Annotated in this window: 18 protein-coding genes and 1 pseudogene; all 19 read right to left on the reverse strand. The window is 37.6% G+C overall.

The window, feature by feature from the left end; all coding sequences use genetic code 11:
* The coding region (locus OCV77_RS15720; RefSeq protein ID WP_262575933.1) for a hypothetical protein at positions 1 to 489 on the reverse strand (489 nt) is incomplete at its 3' end.
* Positions 490 to 614: 125 nt separating this feature from the next.
* Positions 615 to 1,364 carry a hypothetical protein gene (locus OCV77_RS15725; RefSeq protein ID WP_118375750.1) on the reverse strand — a complete coding sequence of 250 codons (750 nt, stop codon included), beginning with the start codon at positions 1,362 to 1,364 and terminating at the stop codon, positions 615 to 617.
* 131 nt (positions 1,365 to 1,495) lie between these two features.
* Entirely contained in the window at positions 1,496 to 2,239 is a 744-nt protein-coding gene (locus OCV77_RS15730) for a hypothetical protein (RefSeq protein ID WP_012744369.1), read from the reverse strand.
* A 13-nt stretch (positions 2,240 to 2,252) separates the two neighbouring features.
* The gene (locus OCV77_RS15735) at positions 2,253 to 3,206 is read right to left on the reverse strand and encodes a hypothetical protein (RefSeq protein WP_015517465.1); all 954 of its coding nucleotides are present in this window, start codon (positions 3,204 to 3,206) and stop codon (positions 2,253 to 2,255) included.
* Positions 3,207 to 3,228: 22 nt separating this feature from the next.
* Positions 3,229 to 4,167, reverse strand: a complete 939-nt coding sequence (locus OCV77_RS15740) for a hypothetical protein (protein WP_148446255.1) — start codon at positions 4,165 to 4,167, stop codon at positions 3,229 to 3,231.
* 61 nt (positions 4,168 to 4,228) lie between these two features.
* The gene (locus OCV77_RS15745) at positions 4,229 to 4,774 is read right to left on the reverse strand and encodes a hypothetical protein (protein WP_015517463.1); all 546 of its coding nucleotides are present in this window, start codon (positions 4,772 to 4,774) and stop codon (positions 4,229 to 4,231) included.
* A gap of 582 nt (positions 4,775 to 5,356) precedes the next feature.
* Complete coding sequence (locus OCV77_RS15750; protein ID WP_015517462.1) at positions 5,357 to 6,043, reverse strand: hypothetical protein; 687 nt, start codon at positions 6,041 to 6,043, stop codon at positions 5,357 to 5,359.
* Between the two features lie 73 nt (positions 6,044 to 6,116).
* Complete coding sequence (locus tag OCV77_RS15755; RefSeq protein WP_015517461.1) at positions 6,117 to 6,863, reverse strand: hypothetical protein; 747 nt, start codon at positions 6,861 to 6,863, stop codon at positions 6,117 to 6,119.
* 53 nt (positions 6,864 to 6,916) lie between these two features.
* Entirely contained in the window at positions 6,917 to 7,441 is a 525-nt protein-coding gene (locus OCV77_RS15760; RefSeq protein WP_015517460.1) for a hypothetical protein, read from the reverse strand.
* A gap of 64 nt (positions 7,442 to 7,505) precedes the next feature.
* The gene (locus OCV77_RS15765) at positions 7,506 to 8,279 is read right to left on the reverse strand and encodes a DUF6033 family protein (protein ID WP_015517459.1); all 774 of its coding nucleotides are present in this window, start codon (positions 8,277 to 8,279) and stop codon (positions 7,506 to 7,508) included.
* Positions 8,280 to 8,497: 218 nt separating this feature from the next.
* Positions 8,498 to 8,617: a hypothetical protein gene (locus tag OCV77_RS16775; RefSeq protein WP_015517458.1), complete on the reverse strand. Its 120-nt coding sequence runs from the start codon at positions 8,615 to 8,617 to the stop codon at positions 8,498 to 8,500.
* A 25-nt stretch (positions 8,618 to 8,642) separates the two neighbouring features.
* Complete coding sequence (locus tag OCV77_RS15775) at positions 8,643 to 10,178, reverse strand: hypothetical protein (RefSeq protein WP_262575937.1); 1,536 nt, start codon at positions 10,176 to 10,178, stop codon at positions 8,643 to 8,645.
* Positions 10,179 to 10,243: 65 nt separating this feature from the next.
* A complete protein-coding gene (locus OCV77_RS15780) occupies positions 10,244 to 10,984 on the reverse strand; it encodes a hypothetical protein (RefSeq protein WP_262575938.1) in 741 nt (246 codons plus the stop codon).
* 67 nt (positions 10,985 to 11,051) lie between these two features.
* Positions 11,052 to 11,552, reverse strand: a pseudogene (locus tag OCV77_RS16780) (hypothetical protein).
* A gap of 40 nt (positions 11,553 to 11,592) precedes the next feature.
* Complete coding sequence (locus tag OCV77_RS15790; RefSeq protein ID WP_262575939.1) at positions 11,593 to 12,255, reverse strand: hypothetical protein; 663 nt, start codon at positions 12,253 to 12,255, stop codon at positions 11,593 to 11,595.
* Between the two features lie 87 nt (positions 12,256 to 12,342).
* Entirely contained in the window at positions 12,343 to 13,380 is a 1,038-nt protein-coding gene (locus tag OCV77_RS15795) for a DUF4885 domain-containing protein (RefSeq protein WP_262575940.1), read from the reverse strand.
* 198 nt (positions 13,381 to 13,578) lie between these two features.
* Positions 13,579 to 14,124 carry a hypothetical protein gene (locus tag OCV77_RS15800; protein WP_262575941.1) on the reverse strand — a complete coding sequence of 182 codons (546 nt, stop codon included), beginning with the start codon at positions 14,122 to 14,124 and terminating at the stop codon, positions 13,579 to 13,581.
* A 171-nt stretch (positions 14,125 to 14,295) separates the two neighbouring features.
* The gene (locus OCV77_RS15805; RefSeq protein ID WP_006859193.1) at positions 14,296 to 15,129 is read right to left on the reverse strand and encodes a hypothetical protein; all 834 of its coding nucleotides are present in this window, start codon (positions 15,127 to 15,129) and stop codon (positions 14,296 to 14,298) included.
* 508 nt (positions 15,130 to 15,637) lie between these two features.
* The coding region (locus tag OCV77_RS15810) for a hypothetical protein (RefSeq protein ID WP_262575942.1) at positions 15,638 to 16,384 on the reverse strand (747 nt) is incomplete at its 5' end.

Below are 16,384 nucleotides of genomic sequence, written 5' to 3' on the forward strand. Positions count from 1 at the left end.
CAACAATACATTCACACCCTGACTCTGAATTTGAACCCCATAACCACCTGATGTTAAAATAGTGAAATTTAATGTTCCGCCTCCTGCCAGTGCAATCTGCTTATCTGCAAGATTCTGATTTTTTCCCTCTGCCTGTTCCAAAAAATCCAGTAAGGTTAATTCTCCGATCCCTTTACATTTTGGATTGGCATTTTGATTTTTCATTGCACTTTTTGCCTGTTGGTATAACTGCTTTCTATCCGGTGCAACCTCTGACAAATATTCTGCCCTTAACTGCAATAGCTGCCTTGAAATAGCATCTTGTTCTGTCTTATCAGTAGCATTGGCAGCCTTTTGTGCCAGTTTCCTAATCTCACTCACAAATTCAGTCTGCGTTTTTGTACTTTTTACTTTCGATGGAATATAAGACCAGTTTGGTTCTCCATTACTACCAGAAGTAATTAACTGTTCCCTTCCAACTGTTCCTATATTTGAAAAAGAGATTCCCATAAATCCACCTCACGGTTCATAAATAAATCTATCTATAACTTTATATCTACTGACTTTCTGCCACTCTACTCTCTGGTGATGCCATCCAATGCACCAATTAGATATTTTTCTTTTATCAAATCCTCTTATGCCTTAATATCAAAACTTGATCTATCAGGTACAGAAATACTCACAGATCCTGCTACAAGGCTTTGTGTCATACTTTTTACATCAGTACCAGTTACGGATAAGGTATAATCACCCGTTTCCTTTCTTTCTGCCGATTTTTCTGCACGTTTCTTTGCAGCTTTTTCTTCCTCTGCTTTTTTAGCAGCTCTTTTCTCTTTTACTTTTTCCTCTTTTTCTCTGTTCTCTTTTGCCTTTCGTTCAGCATTCTCTTTCGCTATTTTCCCATCTGGATCATTTGTACAAGATGCTGTCTCTATAATATTTCCGTTTGCATCAATCATATAACTCTGATTTGTCACAGTGCCCAAACATCCATTAATCGTATCTTTTGTACAATCCGGAATGGCTGCTAAGTTTTCCTCCAAATACTTTGCTTTTTCCGGATCATTCATGCACTTTTGTAAAAATGCACTTGAAACAGATACCGTTGTCGGAATACCCTGCATTGAAGTCAGCCCTATATTCATATAATGGTATTTTCCTTGCAAGTATTTTGAATAATCATTTACATTGCTATACCCCGTCTTAATCTGCTCTGTTTTTGTCACACCGGGACGTGATGTTTTTAATTCAACTGTACTTGTTGTCACGTTGCCGTCTTTTGTATTTGTACTATCCTTTTCACTATCTGTTTTTTTAACAGTATTCTTGTAATTTGAAGCATAATACGATGTGTAACTGCTGTTATTGATACCTGTAATTGCCATAATCCTACCTCCCTGTTATTGAAACTTAAAATAATTTCTATTATATCGAACGACTTGGATATTTAATTTCTCTCAGCCTCAATATGATATGTAATTACTATTTTTATTTGTAAATCATAGTACTAACATCATCAAATCTTAATGCTCATCAATAACTGCTCTCTATTAGGCTGAATCATTGTATATTTCTCCTTAAATGAGGTAATTGCACCATACATTTTCTCAGTTAAATTTTCTGGGATTTCGTCCTTTCCCCTGGTTTTTTGCTCCTCAATGTAAGCCGATGCCAAAGTTGACCTTGTGGTAATTTTTGAAATTTTATTCATTTCTTCACCAATAATTCCACGGGCATGCTGATTGGTTGTCTCCATTGTCACAAAGTCATCCACTGTTTTTTTATATGCAGCATCTAAATTGCTTAACTCTTCATCCTTTGTAAGCTTACGAGGTCCATTTTCATCAGCTACATATATTTCTCTGGTTCCATTTTCATAGCCCTTCACAATTTCATCATATAATTCTGCGTATGCTTTAACATAATTATTTGCCTTGTCAGTAATATTTAAGGCACTTTTTCCTGTATCAACATTTTGATTCTGCTGTGCTGCCTTCTTTTGAATTTCATAACTATAATCAATATCACTGATTTTTTTACTCGCTAACAGTTCCTTTCTTTGAACCACATCATCATATTTTTCCTGTCCACTCTGCTGTATACGATTACGATAATACTCCAATCCCTCATTAGAAATCGAAAGCTTCACTGATTGCCCCACTGTATGTTTTTCGTTTGTCTGACTATTTCCTTTCTGTACTTTATCAGTATTTTTTTCCATTATTGAATTCGTATTATTCATGTAATTAAATATTTTCATATTGTCACCTCTTTCAATTATTCAAATATCCCTGATCCAGTTCTTCTTTCGACCAGACTCTTTCATACGTTCCACCAATTTCGTCAAAAACCTTTTGCCATGTAGAAAATTTATGGATTTCCTCCATGCTATCCTTGTTATTCTGAAGCCATTCATACAGCTTTTCATACATAGAACCAGAAAACCGGACACTCCAATTGTTTTTATAATTTTCATTGTCACTGTATGACATTCCATCAGCTCCTATGGATATAATTCCCTGATCTGTCCGTTTTGCCATTCCTCTAATCTCTAAATCAGCCCAGATAAAACCTTCTTCCCGACTCTCAATTAAATTAGGGTATTTGTCAAAATACATCTCCGCTAATTCTTCATACCTCTTCCGATCCGCTTCATTTTGCAGAAGAACCTTGCCACCTCTGCCTTCCTCACCGTCTTTTACTAAATACTGGATGCCGGTACCTGAATGTGTATTTAATGTAAATCCCTGCAAAGTCTCCACATCCAGCGAATCTTTATCCATTACATTCTGCAATGCATCTTTTAATTCATCATCTAATACCAGGGCATCGTAACTCATCGTTCCATGCTCAGAAATCAAAAACTGCTTTCCTGTTGTTTCATCCTGTCTTATTTTTATATCAGAATAGGAAAATGCCCCCAAACGCTCCCCGTCTTTATTGTATATATCAAAACATTCAGCTTCATTATCGGGTACGATTCTATAATTTTCGGATTCGTACTCTGAATATTCCTGTTTCAAAGTATTTATCGTTTTTCCTGACAGTGCCAGATAAGAATCCATCACTGTACTTTTCTTAGCACGATTGATATCCGCTCTACTGCTAATATCCTCCTTATCCACCGTCTGAGCCAAAGTGTCAGCCCACTTATTCTGGTTCCGATTTGGTTTTAGGTTGTTATAACCTGTTGAATAACGGCTCTCCGCTCCTATACTTCCAATCATTTTTTAAATTCCTCCCGGCATTTTATTCTCTTATTTTAGATGCCAGTACGGTATAAAATTCTTTTTCCTGCTGCAGATATGCTGCCCTTTCCTCTGTAACTGCTGCCAACGGATTTTCTATTCTCTCCAATACTTTGTCGATAGCTGCTAAACAACTTTCTTTCGTTTCACCAAAAATATTGTCATCACCACCTGTCAGAAAATCCTGCTCTACCGATAGCTGCGTTAATATACTGGTTACATCCGTCTGAAATGGATTAAAACCAGTTTCTTCCAATGTTTCCTGCCATGCTGCCTTGACACTCTCCGGCACTGTCTGAAGGTAATAATCACTAATATATGCAACCTGCTTTTTTGTCTTTTCGTCTGCAAACTGATAGGTTCTGTTATTCGCTTTTAACTGTTCATATGCCGCCTGCGCATCACTGTTCGCTTCTGACTCATACCATCCATCTTTATTTTTGCTATATTTCATACCATTGACCGTAAAATCTTTGGAAGTGTCTATACCCAGATAAGACATAACATCCGTAATTCCTTCTGTATACCGGGCATATTCCTCCTTTGAATGTGCTACAGTAGCCATTGTTCCACCTGCATTTCGCAGCATGGATGCCAATGCATCTGCCATTCTCTGTGCTTTTACATATGATTGTGTATCATACGGATTATCTCCACCAGAAACCTCTACTCCATGCGCCGTAACCGTAAGCACATGACCTCCATTAACACGGATTCTTTGCCCTTCCGCAATATTAACAGAATTATTCTGTCTGCTAAGTGACGAACTCTTCGCCAATTTTATAGGTGTTTTTAACGCTTGAACCAAATCTTCTACCGGATTTAGTAAGTGCTGCGACATCGCCTCATTATAGGTTTCCTTATCTTTAATAGCTGTATTTTTGTAATTAGATGTAAGTCCTCTTGTATTAGGATTAATATAACTTGATATTGACTGCATTGTCTCAATCTCCTTCGTTTTTTTTAAATTCTCTTTCCTTCTATGTCCAAATAGCTAAGCCTTATTTGTACTTACTATTTGCACTTGTCAAATCAAGATAAGCATCCATACTTTTCGTCCAAAGCAACGATAAATCAAACCTTCCTAATTTGTTTAAATCTTCTATGCTTTTTTTGAACATTGCGATAAAATCTCTTCTGTCGTTAAGTCCCATATTACCAGCTTCAAGCGGCAGAGACGTGAAACCTCCCTGCTTTTCCACTTTGTAATGTGCCTCCAATGCACGCATTTCGACTACTGTAGCATTTGATGGATTAACATCATTGATATAAATTCTTTGCTCAAACTCTTTCCCGTTTTCATCCACACCTTTCGCTAACACCACTGGATTTTCATCCGTCGAATCATCCGCATATTTAAGGCAATAAGAAAGACCTGTACCATTACCTCCTGTCCACAACATATTATCTGTTGTGAATATCTGGTATACCTTTGGTGTTTCAGCCGTATAAAATGTCTTTTCCGCAGATGCAGGTGCTTTCATATAATTACTTTTTTGTTGACCGTACAATGAAGATACGGTATCCAGACCAGAACCAATGTTCATATTTCTATTCCTCCAATCATTTTATCTGAATTGTACCGTCTGCCATGACAAACTGTACATTTAACCCAGACATAATACCTTTGTGCTGAGTCTGTTTATATGCTAAAATTTCCCGGATATCGCTTGCGTAATCCTGATAGGTCAGATTCCCTCCCGAATATTTAATAGGTCATCCAATGCTTTCGGCAGACCATGTCCCTCCTATTTACCATTGCATCTACCCATTTATCACATTCATTCCTTTTGAAATGCTTTCAACTTTCACCGAATCCTCAAATGTGACTGTCATCTGTGTATCGTAAGTTTTCCATTCAAACTGCGACCAGCTTACACCGTTACCGGTATGCTCATAAGCCTTGATTGCATCGTTATATTGCTTTTTTTATCGGATAAAATAACTTGTTCTCCCAGTCCCATATCATCACACTCGTTTACAACCCCAAAGTCATTTTACTTGCGCTCCATAAATCCTATGATTGAAAAAATCAATCCTAAAACCATATGATTCTTCTGTCAATCAGAACCAATCTGCTTTCTCCTATCGGAGTCCAAGCATACACACTCCTGCAATATAACGTATCATCAGCTCCGAGCCTGTGCTTTCTGTATATTATCTGACCAATACTTATTGCTGAAAAAATTCCCATTTCTAGGCAAATTTCTGAACATATCCATAAGAATATCATATGACAAGCCTGATGTGTCCACAAACATTTCTTTCCCATCTTTAGATTTAACTGCAATTCCGTTATCACCCACATACGCTACTGTATTGTCATCTAATTTCTGTATTAATCCCGTCATTTCCCCAAATTTCTTTAGAGGGAACTCCCCGGATTCTTCACAAAGTTTTCGGAACTTTTCTGCATCCTCACCTACCATATACGGATATTTTCCGTCTCTAATATACCATGAAATTCCCGTTTCTGAATCCGTGTATTTAGGATCCGTTAATGCCCATTCTTTCAAAGGAACACCTTGGTACCATGCTGTCATTTTTTCACTGGAATCATTGCTTATTTCTGGTTCTTCATTTTGAATTTCTTTCTCAGCAATTTCATCCTGCTCCTGTTTATCTACTCTATATGACGCGTTATATTTTAATGCCTCATAGATTTCTTGAACATTTGCATATTTGTTAACTGCTGCACCATCCGGTACCTCTAATACTTCCTTTTGTTGAAAAGTATGTGACTGGTTATATTTTGAACCAGGTTTTCTTCCTGCATAAATATTGTTATTTACAGCGGTATTTACCATATTTACCATATTTATAATCCCTCCTGTAGCGGTATTTCCTTCCATAATTATTACATAAAAGTATAAATGAATTTATTTATACTCAAATGTTCCAGCTTTTACTTTCTTGCATTCCCAGCAAGTAATCTTGAACATACTTCTGGTCAACTACATTCTGTGCAAGAGCCTTCTGATCGAGTAATTGTCGCTGTGCCTTTTGGTCAATACTCTTTTCCAGTGTCATCTTCTGCATGAGTTCCCGCTTTTGGCGTTCACTTGCCACATACTCTCTGTCCCTCTTGCGCTGTGCGGCTCTACGGTCAGCATAGGTGCGATCTGAATGATAAAATGAACCTTTTGTCTTCTTATCAGCCCATTGCTGTTTGGATGCTTTTGTCGCCGCACTATCATTATCAAAAACATTCATACCATAGCTGGTTGCTCCAGACCCTGTAATTGTTGTTGTAACATGGACACCAAATGGAACCCCATGAGAAGCTCTTGCATCTGCACGAAGCCAATCCATAATTTCTTTGCGATAGGCGGGATCTTCCTTCATTCTTTTGAATCCATCTTCTGTGATATGTACAGAATTGGACAAAATAGCCGAGGAGTTCATTTTATCAATTTCAGCCAGTTCCTCATAGATTTCCTGCTTGAACGCTGCCATCTCATCAACTTCGGAGACTTCTTTTGTCGCCGCTGTCTTATCTGTTTGGCTTGTTGCCTGTGCGCTTGTGTTCTGTACCATCTGAGAAAAATCCTGCTTTTTCACTGTGCCTGCTTTTTGCTTCATACCAGAAGAACGATATGCCAACATTGCAGCACTGGAATATCCACTAATCTGCATAGCTATAACCTCCTTTATATCAATATTTTCTACTATATTCAAATAACTAAGCCCTATTTATGCTTACTGTTTGCATTTAGATAAGTATTCATATTTCGCATATAAAACATCTGCAAATCATACCTTCCTAATTTATTCATATCCCGAATAACCTTTTCAAAGCTGGATATAAGGTCGCATCTTTCATTTAATCCCATGTGACCAGTTTCTTCTGGAAAAGAGCTGAGACCATTACCCCTATCAACATCATAATATGCCTCCAAAGCACTCATTTCAACATAAGAAGCATTTCTCAAATCAATATCGTTAATATTAATTTTTTCTTCAAATTCTTTTCCATTTTCGTCAACTCCTTTGGCTATCACTACAGGATTATCCTCCGTTGACTCTTCTGCATACTTAATATAAAACGAAAGACCTGTTCCATTTCCACCTGAAAACAACATATCATCCGTCTTTAAATACACTTTTACCGATGTCTGAGAAAATTCCTCATTTCCGACAGCAGATGTTTTGCTATTGTTTTGTCGCTTTCCAAATACTTCCGGTGCACTTTGCACTCCCGAACCAATACGCATTTAATTACCTCCTAGTATAATATTATATATCGATTATTATAAGTTGATATAGTCAGTAAAGTCCTCAATTATCAATTGTACTTTTTATTATGTTTTCATTAAAAGTATTGGCAATATTTTCATAAGCAGCTATGGCAACCGCCCTATCTACTTCCGATAATACATTAACAGCCGATATATTATCATCAAAAGCCGCATCTTTTTTACTCTTTTGCATATTAATCTCTTCTATCTGTCTGCGCTTTTCTGCCGCCTCCTCACTGCGCTCTAAATATTGTCTACGCCGTTTAGCCTTCTCTTCATCTTCAGCTTTCATTTGCGCCTCTATCTTTGCTTTTTTTTCTGGTGAAACATCTCCACAAACATAATAGTGTGCAGTTCCATCCGGGTGAATAACCATACCATAAGATTGAATCTCAAACCCCCCGACTGCCATCTGCGCCTTCACAGTTGACTGCGAAGCAAAAAAATCCTGTATCATCTTTTCGTAATAAGCTGCTTTTTTGGGATCATTTGCCATTGTTTCCAAAACATTGGGTGCAATCACAATATTATTCATCCCATATGTCCCCGTCCCCAATGAATCCATACTCTTTTGATCACTTCCAACATTTTGGATCATTATATTCCCATATTTAGCCTTTAAATATTCAGTGTAGGTATCTACTTTTGAAACACTATTTTCATTTGGCTTCTGTACTTTCTCTGTATTATCACCCTCTTTAGCAGATAAAATCTTATTGAAATCTAAATGATTGGCTTGCCCTGTCGTCTTATTCTGTTGATACCTATAATTCTGATTATAAGCATTAACTAAATTTTCAACGCCTAATCCCATATTAACTCCTTTCCACGGTTCTTCTGTCAGTCAGAACCGTACCTGCTCTCTCCATCCGAAGCCCAAGCAGTAACCTTTAATTGATTTATTGGAGTAAGATAACCCTTTTGGAGTTATCTTACTCCTTTTGTTTTGCCATTACGATAATCACAACCGCAACACTCCACAAAATATTTCATTATTCTGACCTAGTTTCCCCTTTTCTTCGGTCTTTTCGGCTAGTGATAAATCGCTGAACACTCTGCCGTCCTGCCAAGAACTGTTTTTTCCACTTCATTCCGGGCAATTCTCTCCACTACTTTCAATACCTTGATTGTAATCTTTTCAGCTTTCTTCATCTTACCTTTACCTCCTGATGCTGTATCATAATACTTTTCTGAAACTGTACTCATACATATCCGAATACATGTTATCATGCGGTTGTGGCGTCAGCCTTCTATCCAATGCCGCCATATCCACCGTAAAACCACTGTCTGCCACAGAAAAAGCACCATTACTGAATTGAAACTCCGAAGTAAAGTCTGGAATCCCCAGATCACCGCTTGTCCGGTTATGTCCTATAATATTTATCAATGCATCCTTTATCCGCTCTATCTTGGCATTGTCTTTTGTTTTGTTGATCAGATTAGCGGCTTTTTCCGGCAACCCGCCAATTTTTCCGTCCGGTGTCAGATAAAGGTTCTCCAGAGAAATATCTTCTCCCGTAACCCCTTTTAAGTAACGCCTGACTTCCTGCACATCCGTGGCATACTGATAAGTATTAGACGACAGATTTCCCACACTGTCAGCAATTCCTGTGTAATACTGATACATCCGGTCACTGTACTTTTCTTCTACCAGTTTCTGAACCTGTTCCCGGACTTCTTTATCTTCGATACCGCTCACTGTTACATTCCCATTGCTTTCAATCTTTATCTGCATTCCATCCAGCTCATCACGTGAGATACCTTTGCTTTCCAGATTCTTTACAAAATCCTCGGAAAAATCATGTTTCAGTTCCGCCTTCTGCTGTGCTTTCTCAAAATCTTTCAGGTTGGCAAAAATTTTCACATACTCCATTTCCACATCATCCAGTGTCTTTCCTTCTGCCATGTCCTGCAACAATTCATCCACTGTGCGCCCGCCTTTGTATTTCTTTTCTTCCGGCAGACTTTCAAACTGCTTCTGGTGGAGTTTCTCCATTTCTTTTGTATAATTTTTCTCTGTATCCATCAGGACTTCATTATATTTGTCGAGGCATTCCCTCCAATTTTCATCTTTCCGGCTGTATGCACCGTGAAGGTTCCCGAATGCCTCCCTTATGGCATCGGTCTTTTCCTGTTCTTTATTTTCCGTAACCTTGAAACTGATTTTATAATAATCATGCGGAGAAACTTCTTCCCCATTTTTGTTTTCTATTTTGATACAATATTTATTGGTATTTGTATCCCAGTTCGGGATGGTCAGTGTTTTACGTCCTTCCCCGTCCCATTCTGCCTTTCCGACCTGATTGCCATATTCATCATATAAGGTGAGGTCATAATCACAGCCTTCCGGCATGTCCATGTATATTTGAACCCCAAAATAATTCTGTATGGTTCGATTAAATGGAATGGAAAAGTTGTAGAAATCCACATCCTTTTTATCACTGAGATTTCCTTTCAGACTGCTGGTTTCGTCCTTAATCAGAAAATCCAGATCCAGAAACGTTCTTCCCTTCTTCTTGTCCGAAACCTCATAAGTGGTATGCTGTCTGCGATAAGTGTCATTGCTGCCAAGTGTACAGGAATCTTCCTGAAGTGTCATATTTTTCTTCAGTTTCCCTTCAAAAAATGCCACTGTTTCCTTTCCAGACATGAAAAAAATCGGTTTTTGACGAAATGCCGCCCCATATGTAGAATGATTACTGTTTATTTCCATTTCTTATCCTTCCTCCCGAAAAATATCTTACCTGTATTCTTATGCTTTCCTGTCAAAAGATGAGCCTACAGTATAACAGGATTATCCGGTAAAATAATACTGCTTTTCTCATATGCTGCCGCCGCCAACTGGCTATTTAGATATTCGTTTTGTACAGCTTTTCGTCTTGCCTGTGCTCTTTTTACTGCTTCCTTTTCCTGTTCTTTCATAAGTTCTTCCATTCTTTCGTGGCGCTTCTCCCACCAAGATTCTCCGTCATTCGCTGTTTCTGATCCACTCTTTCCTACTGGACCTGCATAACCGTAACATTCTTCTGATGACGCTCCAATAACATCAAAACTAACATTATTTGATCCTACCGGCAAGCCTTGAACGGAATATGCTGAACGAACTCTGTTCAAAACATAGTTCTCATATTCAGGATCATTTTTCATTCTTTCAAAAGCTTCTTCCTTAATCACAATCGACCCTGAAGAAAATGTGGAACGAACCCATCCGCTTACGGGAAATTGGGATATTTGATTCATAACCCATTGTTTATACTCATCCAGTGACATCTCATCTTTTGATTTTTCAGAAACCACGCTATTGTTTACAGCATTGTTTATCCGAGGTGGATAATCAATCGTCACATCTCCCGGATACATCACATTACTTGTATCCGCTGAATTTTTACTTTCCTCTACTTTCTTCACCGCATTTACAAAAGTATCTTTTGATGTAGTATTACTTCTGTTTTTTGCAGAAGTTAAGTAACTGTCAGCATACGGATTTCTTCCTATACCATTCACATTTATACCTGCCATTTATGTCCCTCCTAAATAATTATATATATGTCTCATCGTTGTCATTTTCCGTTTCTGTTCCAGTCAATTATAACTTTTCCAATCTTTCCAGAAACGCAACATAGAATTCTCTTTCTTTCATACAAGCCCTCTGAACTTCTATGCTTTTAGGGACATATTCCAGTGGATGGTCTAAATTATATAAAGCCTGTTTCGTTGCCTGAATTGCAGATTCTGTTGTGTTTCCCAAAATGTCGATGTTATCCACATCGACCTCACCCTTCATCTACTTATTCAGCCTTTGTACCATCATCTGTGATATATGGCTCAACATTCCGTTTTTCTTTATTCCCATACCATTCGCATTTACTTCCTTTGCTGCTTCCATCCATGCATCTTTTACCTCCTGCGGAGCATTCGGACCAATCATATCAAATGCTTTTTCGTTAAAATCCACATCTGCCATATATGGATTTATACTCTCATTTTCCTGTTCGGTATGTTCTGTACTAAATTGAGGAATATTATCCTGTCTGCGTCTGTTTTCGTATGGCACACCATTCATAGAATAGTTGGAACTAATCTGCATATATCAATACCCCTTTTTTATTTGAATTGCATTATTATCATTAGGCTTTCGCTTCAAAAACTGGTCTTTTCTCCAGATAATCCGGTAATTCTTTTAATTCAGAATTCATACCATTCTTTACGGCATTATATTCCTTCCAGTAAATGGAATAAAATTCATCTTTTCTTGTAAGTTCTGCCGGAGTCATTTCGTATCCCCAGCCAGCACCGGTATTTGACAATACATTGACACCCTGACTCTGAATTTGAACACCATAACCTCCTGATGTTAAAATAGTGAAATTTAATGTTCCACCTCCTGCCAGTGCAATCTGCTTGTCTGCAAGATTCTGATTTTTTCCCTCTGCCTGTTCCAAAAAATCCAGTAAGGTTAATTCTCCGATCCCTTTACATTTTGGATTGGTATTTTGATTTTTCATTGCACTTTTTGCCTGTTGGTACAACTGCTTTCTATCCGGTGCAACCTCTGACAAATATTCTGCCCTTAACTGCAATACCTGCCTTGAAATAGAGTCTTGTTCTGTTTTATCAGTAGCATTGGCAGCCTTTTGTGCCAGTTTCCTAATCTCACTCACAAATTCAGTCTGCGTTTTTGTACTTTTTCCTTTCGATGGAATATAAGACCAGTTTGGTTCTCCATTACTACCAGAAGTAATTAGCTGTTCCTTTCCAACTGTTCCTATATTTGAAAAAGAGATTCCCATAAATCCACCTCCAACAGCTTGAAGTTTTAATAAAAAATTTTATTCAACCACTTCTTAAAGCGGTTCATACTTTCTGTCATCCATTGGTCACACTCTAGCTTCAAACATACTTTGGCTAACACCTTTCATCCACATATTCTGTGCTGCTCCATATCCTTTTTCCTGCCCTATATCATACAATCCACTGCTGTCAAAGCCTATTTTCAACACTAAATCATTTTCTTTCTTCCAGCCATTCTTAGCATATTCTAGCCATCTCTTAGAATAAAGTTCATACCCTGCACCATTTTTAGATTTTTCCTTAAACAATGCAAGTAAATCTGTACCATCCTCTGCAATAAAAGTACCATTTTTATATGTCGCATTGCGTGCATCATACCCGGTTGTCTCATACACTTCATGCCATAAAGAATATTGGTTCGCCTTTTTCATATTTGCCTGCGAATTAACAATTTCATTGTCTGCATCATGCATACAAATCCACGCATGTGTCCATATATTTTTCGCATTATCCCCTTCATTCAGTAATGTTTCTATCTGCGATAATGTATCTCTATCTGCATTTCCCGACACCGTTAGCTGATATGTATATGGGTCAATAGAAAATACCAGATCTGCCTGTTTTGATATTGATATCCCATTCTTTGAAAGTAGATTTGAAATTTGCTGATTTACAACACTTCTGGCATACTGTTTTTCCCTGTCAGTATTGCGTACATAACCAACACTTCTTGAACCACCTGTATATACATCCTTGTAATTCCTTAATGCATAATCATACCGGGCAAATCCAGCCGAATATTTTCCTCCTGTTTGTAACATTCTTTTCTCATTGCGGTAAGCTATGGAACGCTGATCTTCTGTCATATATGAGCAAAAATTAGGTGAGGTCACATCACAATATTTTGATTCAATATATGCCATTGGATCAGAATGAGACAAATTTTCTTTGTACACTTTATCATAATGCTCCTGCAAAACTTTTTGTACGAAACGCTCCTCCTCTGTAAGTCCATCATATTGATATCCTACAGTTGTATCAGCGCTGGAAGTATTGGGCAGGTTGTTTAAATCCCTGCCCGCTGGAATGTTATTATAATAGTCAGAATTATTTACAGTAACCATACTATACCACCTACCTTATAATCTGTATCATGTGAATCATACTGAAACCCTATCGATAAACTTTTTTCATTTTATTTTCCACATTTTTTCTTCATTATCCGGAGTTCTTCCGACTGTGTCACCTGTTGGCTTTCTCTCAGCCTCAATATGATATGTAATCCAAGTTCTCTTTTTTTCCTATGTTCAAATGACTAAGCACTATTTATACTTACTATTTGCACTTGTCAGATCAAGATATGTATCCATACTTTTCGTCCAAAGCAACGATAAGTCAAACCTTCCCAATTTGTTTAAATCTTCTATGCTTTTTTTGAACATTGCGATAAAATCTCTTCTGTCGTTAAGTCCCATATTACCAGCTTCAAGCGGCAGAGACGTGAAACCTCCCTGCTTTTCCACTTTGTAATGTGCCTCCAATGCACGCATTTCGACTACTGTAGCATTTGATGGATTAACATCATTGATATAAATTCTTTGCTCAAACTCTTTCCCGTTTTCATCCACACCTTTCGCTAACACCACAGGATTTTCATCCGTCGAATCATCCGCATATTTAAGACAATAAGAAAGACCTGTACCATTACCTCCTGTCCACAACATATTATCTGTTGTAAATATCTGATATACCTTTGGTGTTTCAGCCGTATAAAATGTCTTTTCCGCAGATGCAGGAGTTTTCATTTGATTACCTTTTTGTTGACCGTACAATGAAGATACGGTATTCAGACCAGAACCAATGTGCATACTTCTATTCCTCCTATTTCAATATCATTTTTGCATCATGCATAAAATTATTCTCCTATTTTGGATGCCAACACTGTATAAAATTCTTTTTCCTGTTGCAGATATGCTGTCCTTTCCTCTGTCATTCGGAATCTATTCACTCTCCATAACGGTCCAAGTGATCTATTACTTTTATGACCATCTATACCAAGTTCCGCTATTCAAAAGCTGTGACATACTTTCTTCATATCTTTTCACTGCTTTCTGCTGAATGGAACTAGGCACCACATAATCGTTACCAACTTCACGTATTTTCCCATTTACCAGTTCGCAATGTGTCCCGTTTATCACAAATTCTCTGCTTGTATCCACTCCCTGTGACGCAAGAAAATCTAAAATATAATCGGTGTATGTATCTGTCATACTTGAAAAATACTGCTGATCCGCAAAATGTATCAGGGAGCTCAGACCACCTATCATCATATTGCATCTTTCATCATCTGCCTTGCTTCCGTTTCCATAGCCCTCGCCCCAGACAAAATCTTCCTGTACCGTCATGCTGTATCCATTTCCAAGATTAAATCTGCTTCCAACCCCAATCGTGATACTGTTTGTACTGGGATCATATGGTTTGTACCCTCTGGTTTTAAATGGCTGCTGTACGGTTCCAAAGGTTTGAATCTCGGATGGGAGATATGACATACCCGTAATTGCCGTAAACGCTTTCTGCCCATTCACATAAAAGGAAGTATGGGTTGCACTGTCTATATCCGCTGTAATCTCGACTTTCTCATCATTGGCAAAAGGATTCTGTCCGGTCATTCCGGTTCCATATGCAAACAGCATTCTTGTAAACTGATATCTTGTATGCTCATCAAAATGATTCAGTGTCTCTGTATCTTCTCCCTTTACATCTCCATTGCAAAAATCAACAAATTCATTTTTGCTGCCATCTTTTGTAGATAATTTACCTGTCTTTGTGTTATAAATGAAATTATAGGAACTTCCAACTTTCGTTATACTCATAAAATTGTTCTCCTTTCTGCATAGGAGTCAGTAATATGCTCTGACTCCTACATGAAATACTTTTTAAAAATCTAATTCATTACCCGGATATGGCTCCATAATACACTTAAACTTTCCATTAATTCTTCCCGACCAATGCACTCCACTATGCGTATTTTGTGAACATTTTGCTCCAAATGTCCATAATTGACCTATTGAAGCATTGGTTATGCTCTTAATTGCATTGTCACCTGGTGTATTGTAATATGTTCTTCCTCCTAGTTTAATCAAAATGATACCCATGTTCCCTCAATACACAATATTCTTTCAACTGTATTTCACAAGTCAGCTTAACTTTATCACAACGCTCCATGCGCTTCTCTGCTGATAACTCATCCCCATCTTCCATTCCTGCAGCACACAGATTGCAAAAATCTCCAGCCCAACAAGTTTTGCACTTGTTAGGTGTCAGTTTCCCAAAAATTTTATAAACAACAGTCATATTATATACAACTTGTCTATAATCATCTCAATCGGATTTATTTGATAAAACGATACTACTTTTTTCATACGCTTCCATAACTGATGCTACATTCTGTATCCGCACATTGTCATCAATACCATTTGTTGTATTTAATAACATGTTTTTCTGTCTTTGATATAATTCTTCTACATAATCACTTTCTATCTTTTCTCTTCTTTCCTGCCGCCTTTGTATTGCTTTTGCAATTTGCTCTTCAATTATTTTCTCCATTCTTTCATGGCGTTTCTGCCACCACGAATCACCATCATTTGAAGTACTTAATCCAGAGCCACTATCCACAGGTATACCTTCACCATAACATTCTTCAGGAGACGCACCGATAACTTGAAAACCAATCATTTTAGAGCCCATTATCCCATTAGTTGAATACATTTTCCTTACCATATTCATTATGGTGCTTTCCCATTCCGAATCATTTTTCATTCTCTCAAAGGCTGCATCTGTAATAATCAAAGAACCACCAACACAAGTGGATTGATACCAAGCACTTACCGGCATTTGTGACATCTCATTATAAAACCACTGCTTATACTCATCCATTGTCATCTCTTCTTTAGATTTGTTAGCCAATGTACTATCATAATTATAATAGTTGTATACTGGTGGCTGTGAAATGACCATATCCCCTGAAAATTGAGGTGACTTAGAAGCTGTTATACTGTTATCAGCAGCAATCTTACTAACTTTATCTTCAAAACTATCCGTTTTTACACTACTATTCTTATACTGTGT

Origin of the sequence: Suilimivivens aceti (assembly GCF_025567405.1) — a bacterium.
Lineage (GTDB): Bacteria > Bacillota > Clostridia > Lachnospirales > Lachnospiraceae > Suilimivivens > Suilimivivens aceti.

Bases quoted from the DNA above. Each gene is read 5' to 3' on its own strand.
- OCV77_RS15750 (WP_015517462.1), bottom strand. From the start codon at position 6,043: ATGGTAAATATGGTAAATACCGCTGTAAATAACAATATTTATGCAGGA.
- OCV77_RS15805 (WP_006859193.1), bottom strand. From the start codon at position 15,129: ATGAGTATAACGAAAGTTGGAAGTTCCTATAATTTCATTTATAACACA.
- OCV77_RS15735 (WP_015517465.1), bottom strand. From the start codon at position 3,206: ATGATTGGAAGTATAGGAGCGGAGAGCCGTTATTCAACAGGTTATAAC.
- OCV77_RS15790 (WP_262575939.1), bottom strand. From the start codon at position 12,255: ATGGGAATCTCTTTTTCAAATATAGGAACAGTTGGAAAGGAACAGCTA.
- OCV77_RS15780 (WP_262575938.1), bottom strand. From the start codon at position 10,984: ATGGCAGGTATAAATGTGAATGGTATAGGAAGAAATCCGTATGCTGAC.
- OCV77_RS15760 (WP_015517460.1), bottom strand. From the start codon at position 7,441: ATGCGTATTGGTTCGGGAGTGCAAAGTGCACCGGAAGTATTTGGAAAG.
- OCV77_RS15730 (WP_012744369.1), bottom strand. From the start codon at position 2,239: ATGAAAATATTTAATTACATGAATAATACGAATTCAATAATGGAAAAA.
- OCV77_RS15740 (WP_148446255.1), bottom strand. From the start codon at position 4,167: ATGCAGTCAATATCAAGTTATATTAATCCTAATACAAGAGGACTTACA.
- OCV77_RS16775 (WP_015517458.1), bottom strand. From the start codon at position 8,617: ATGAAGAAAGCTGAAAAGATTACAATCAAGGTATTGAAAGTAGTGGAG.
- OCV77_RS15745 (WP_015517463.1), bottom strand. From the start codon at position 4,774: ATGAACATTGGTTCTGGTCTGGATACCGTATCTTCATTGTACGGTCAA.
- OCV77_RS15725 (WP_118375750.1), bottom strand. From the start codon at position 1,364: ATGGCAATTACAGGTATCAATAACAGCAGTTACACATCGTATTATGCT.
- OCV77_RS15755 (WP_015517461.1), bottom strand. From the start codon at position 6,863: ATGCAGATTAGTGGATATTCCAGTGCTGCAATGTTGGCATATCGTTCT.
- OCV77_RS15765 (WP_015517459.1), bottom strand. From the start codon at position 8,279: ATGGGATTAGGCGTTGAAAATTTAGTTAATGCTTATAATCAGAATTAT.
- OCV77_RS15775 (WP_262575937.1), bottom strand. From the start codon at position 10,178: ATGGAAATAAACAGTAATCATTCTACATATGGGGCGGCATTTCGTCAA.
- OCV77_RS15800 (WP_262575941.1), bottom strand. From the start codon at position 14,124: ATGCACATTGGTTCTGGTCTGAATACCGTATCTTCATTGTACGGTCAA.
- OCV77_RS15795 (WP_262575940.1), bottom strand. From the start codon at position 13,380: ATGGTTACTGTAAATAATTCTGACTATTATAATAACATTCCAGCGGGC.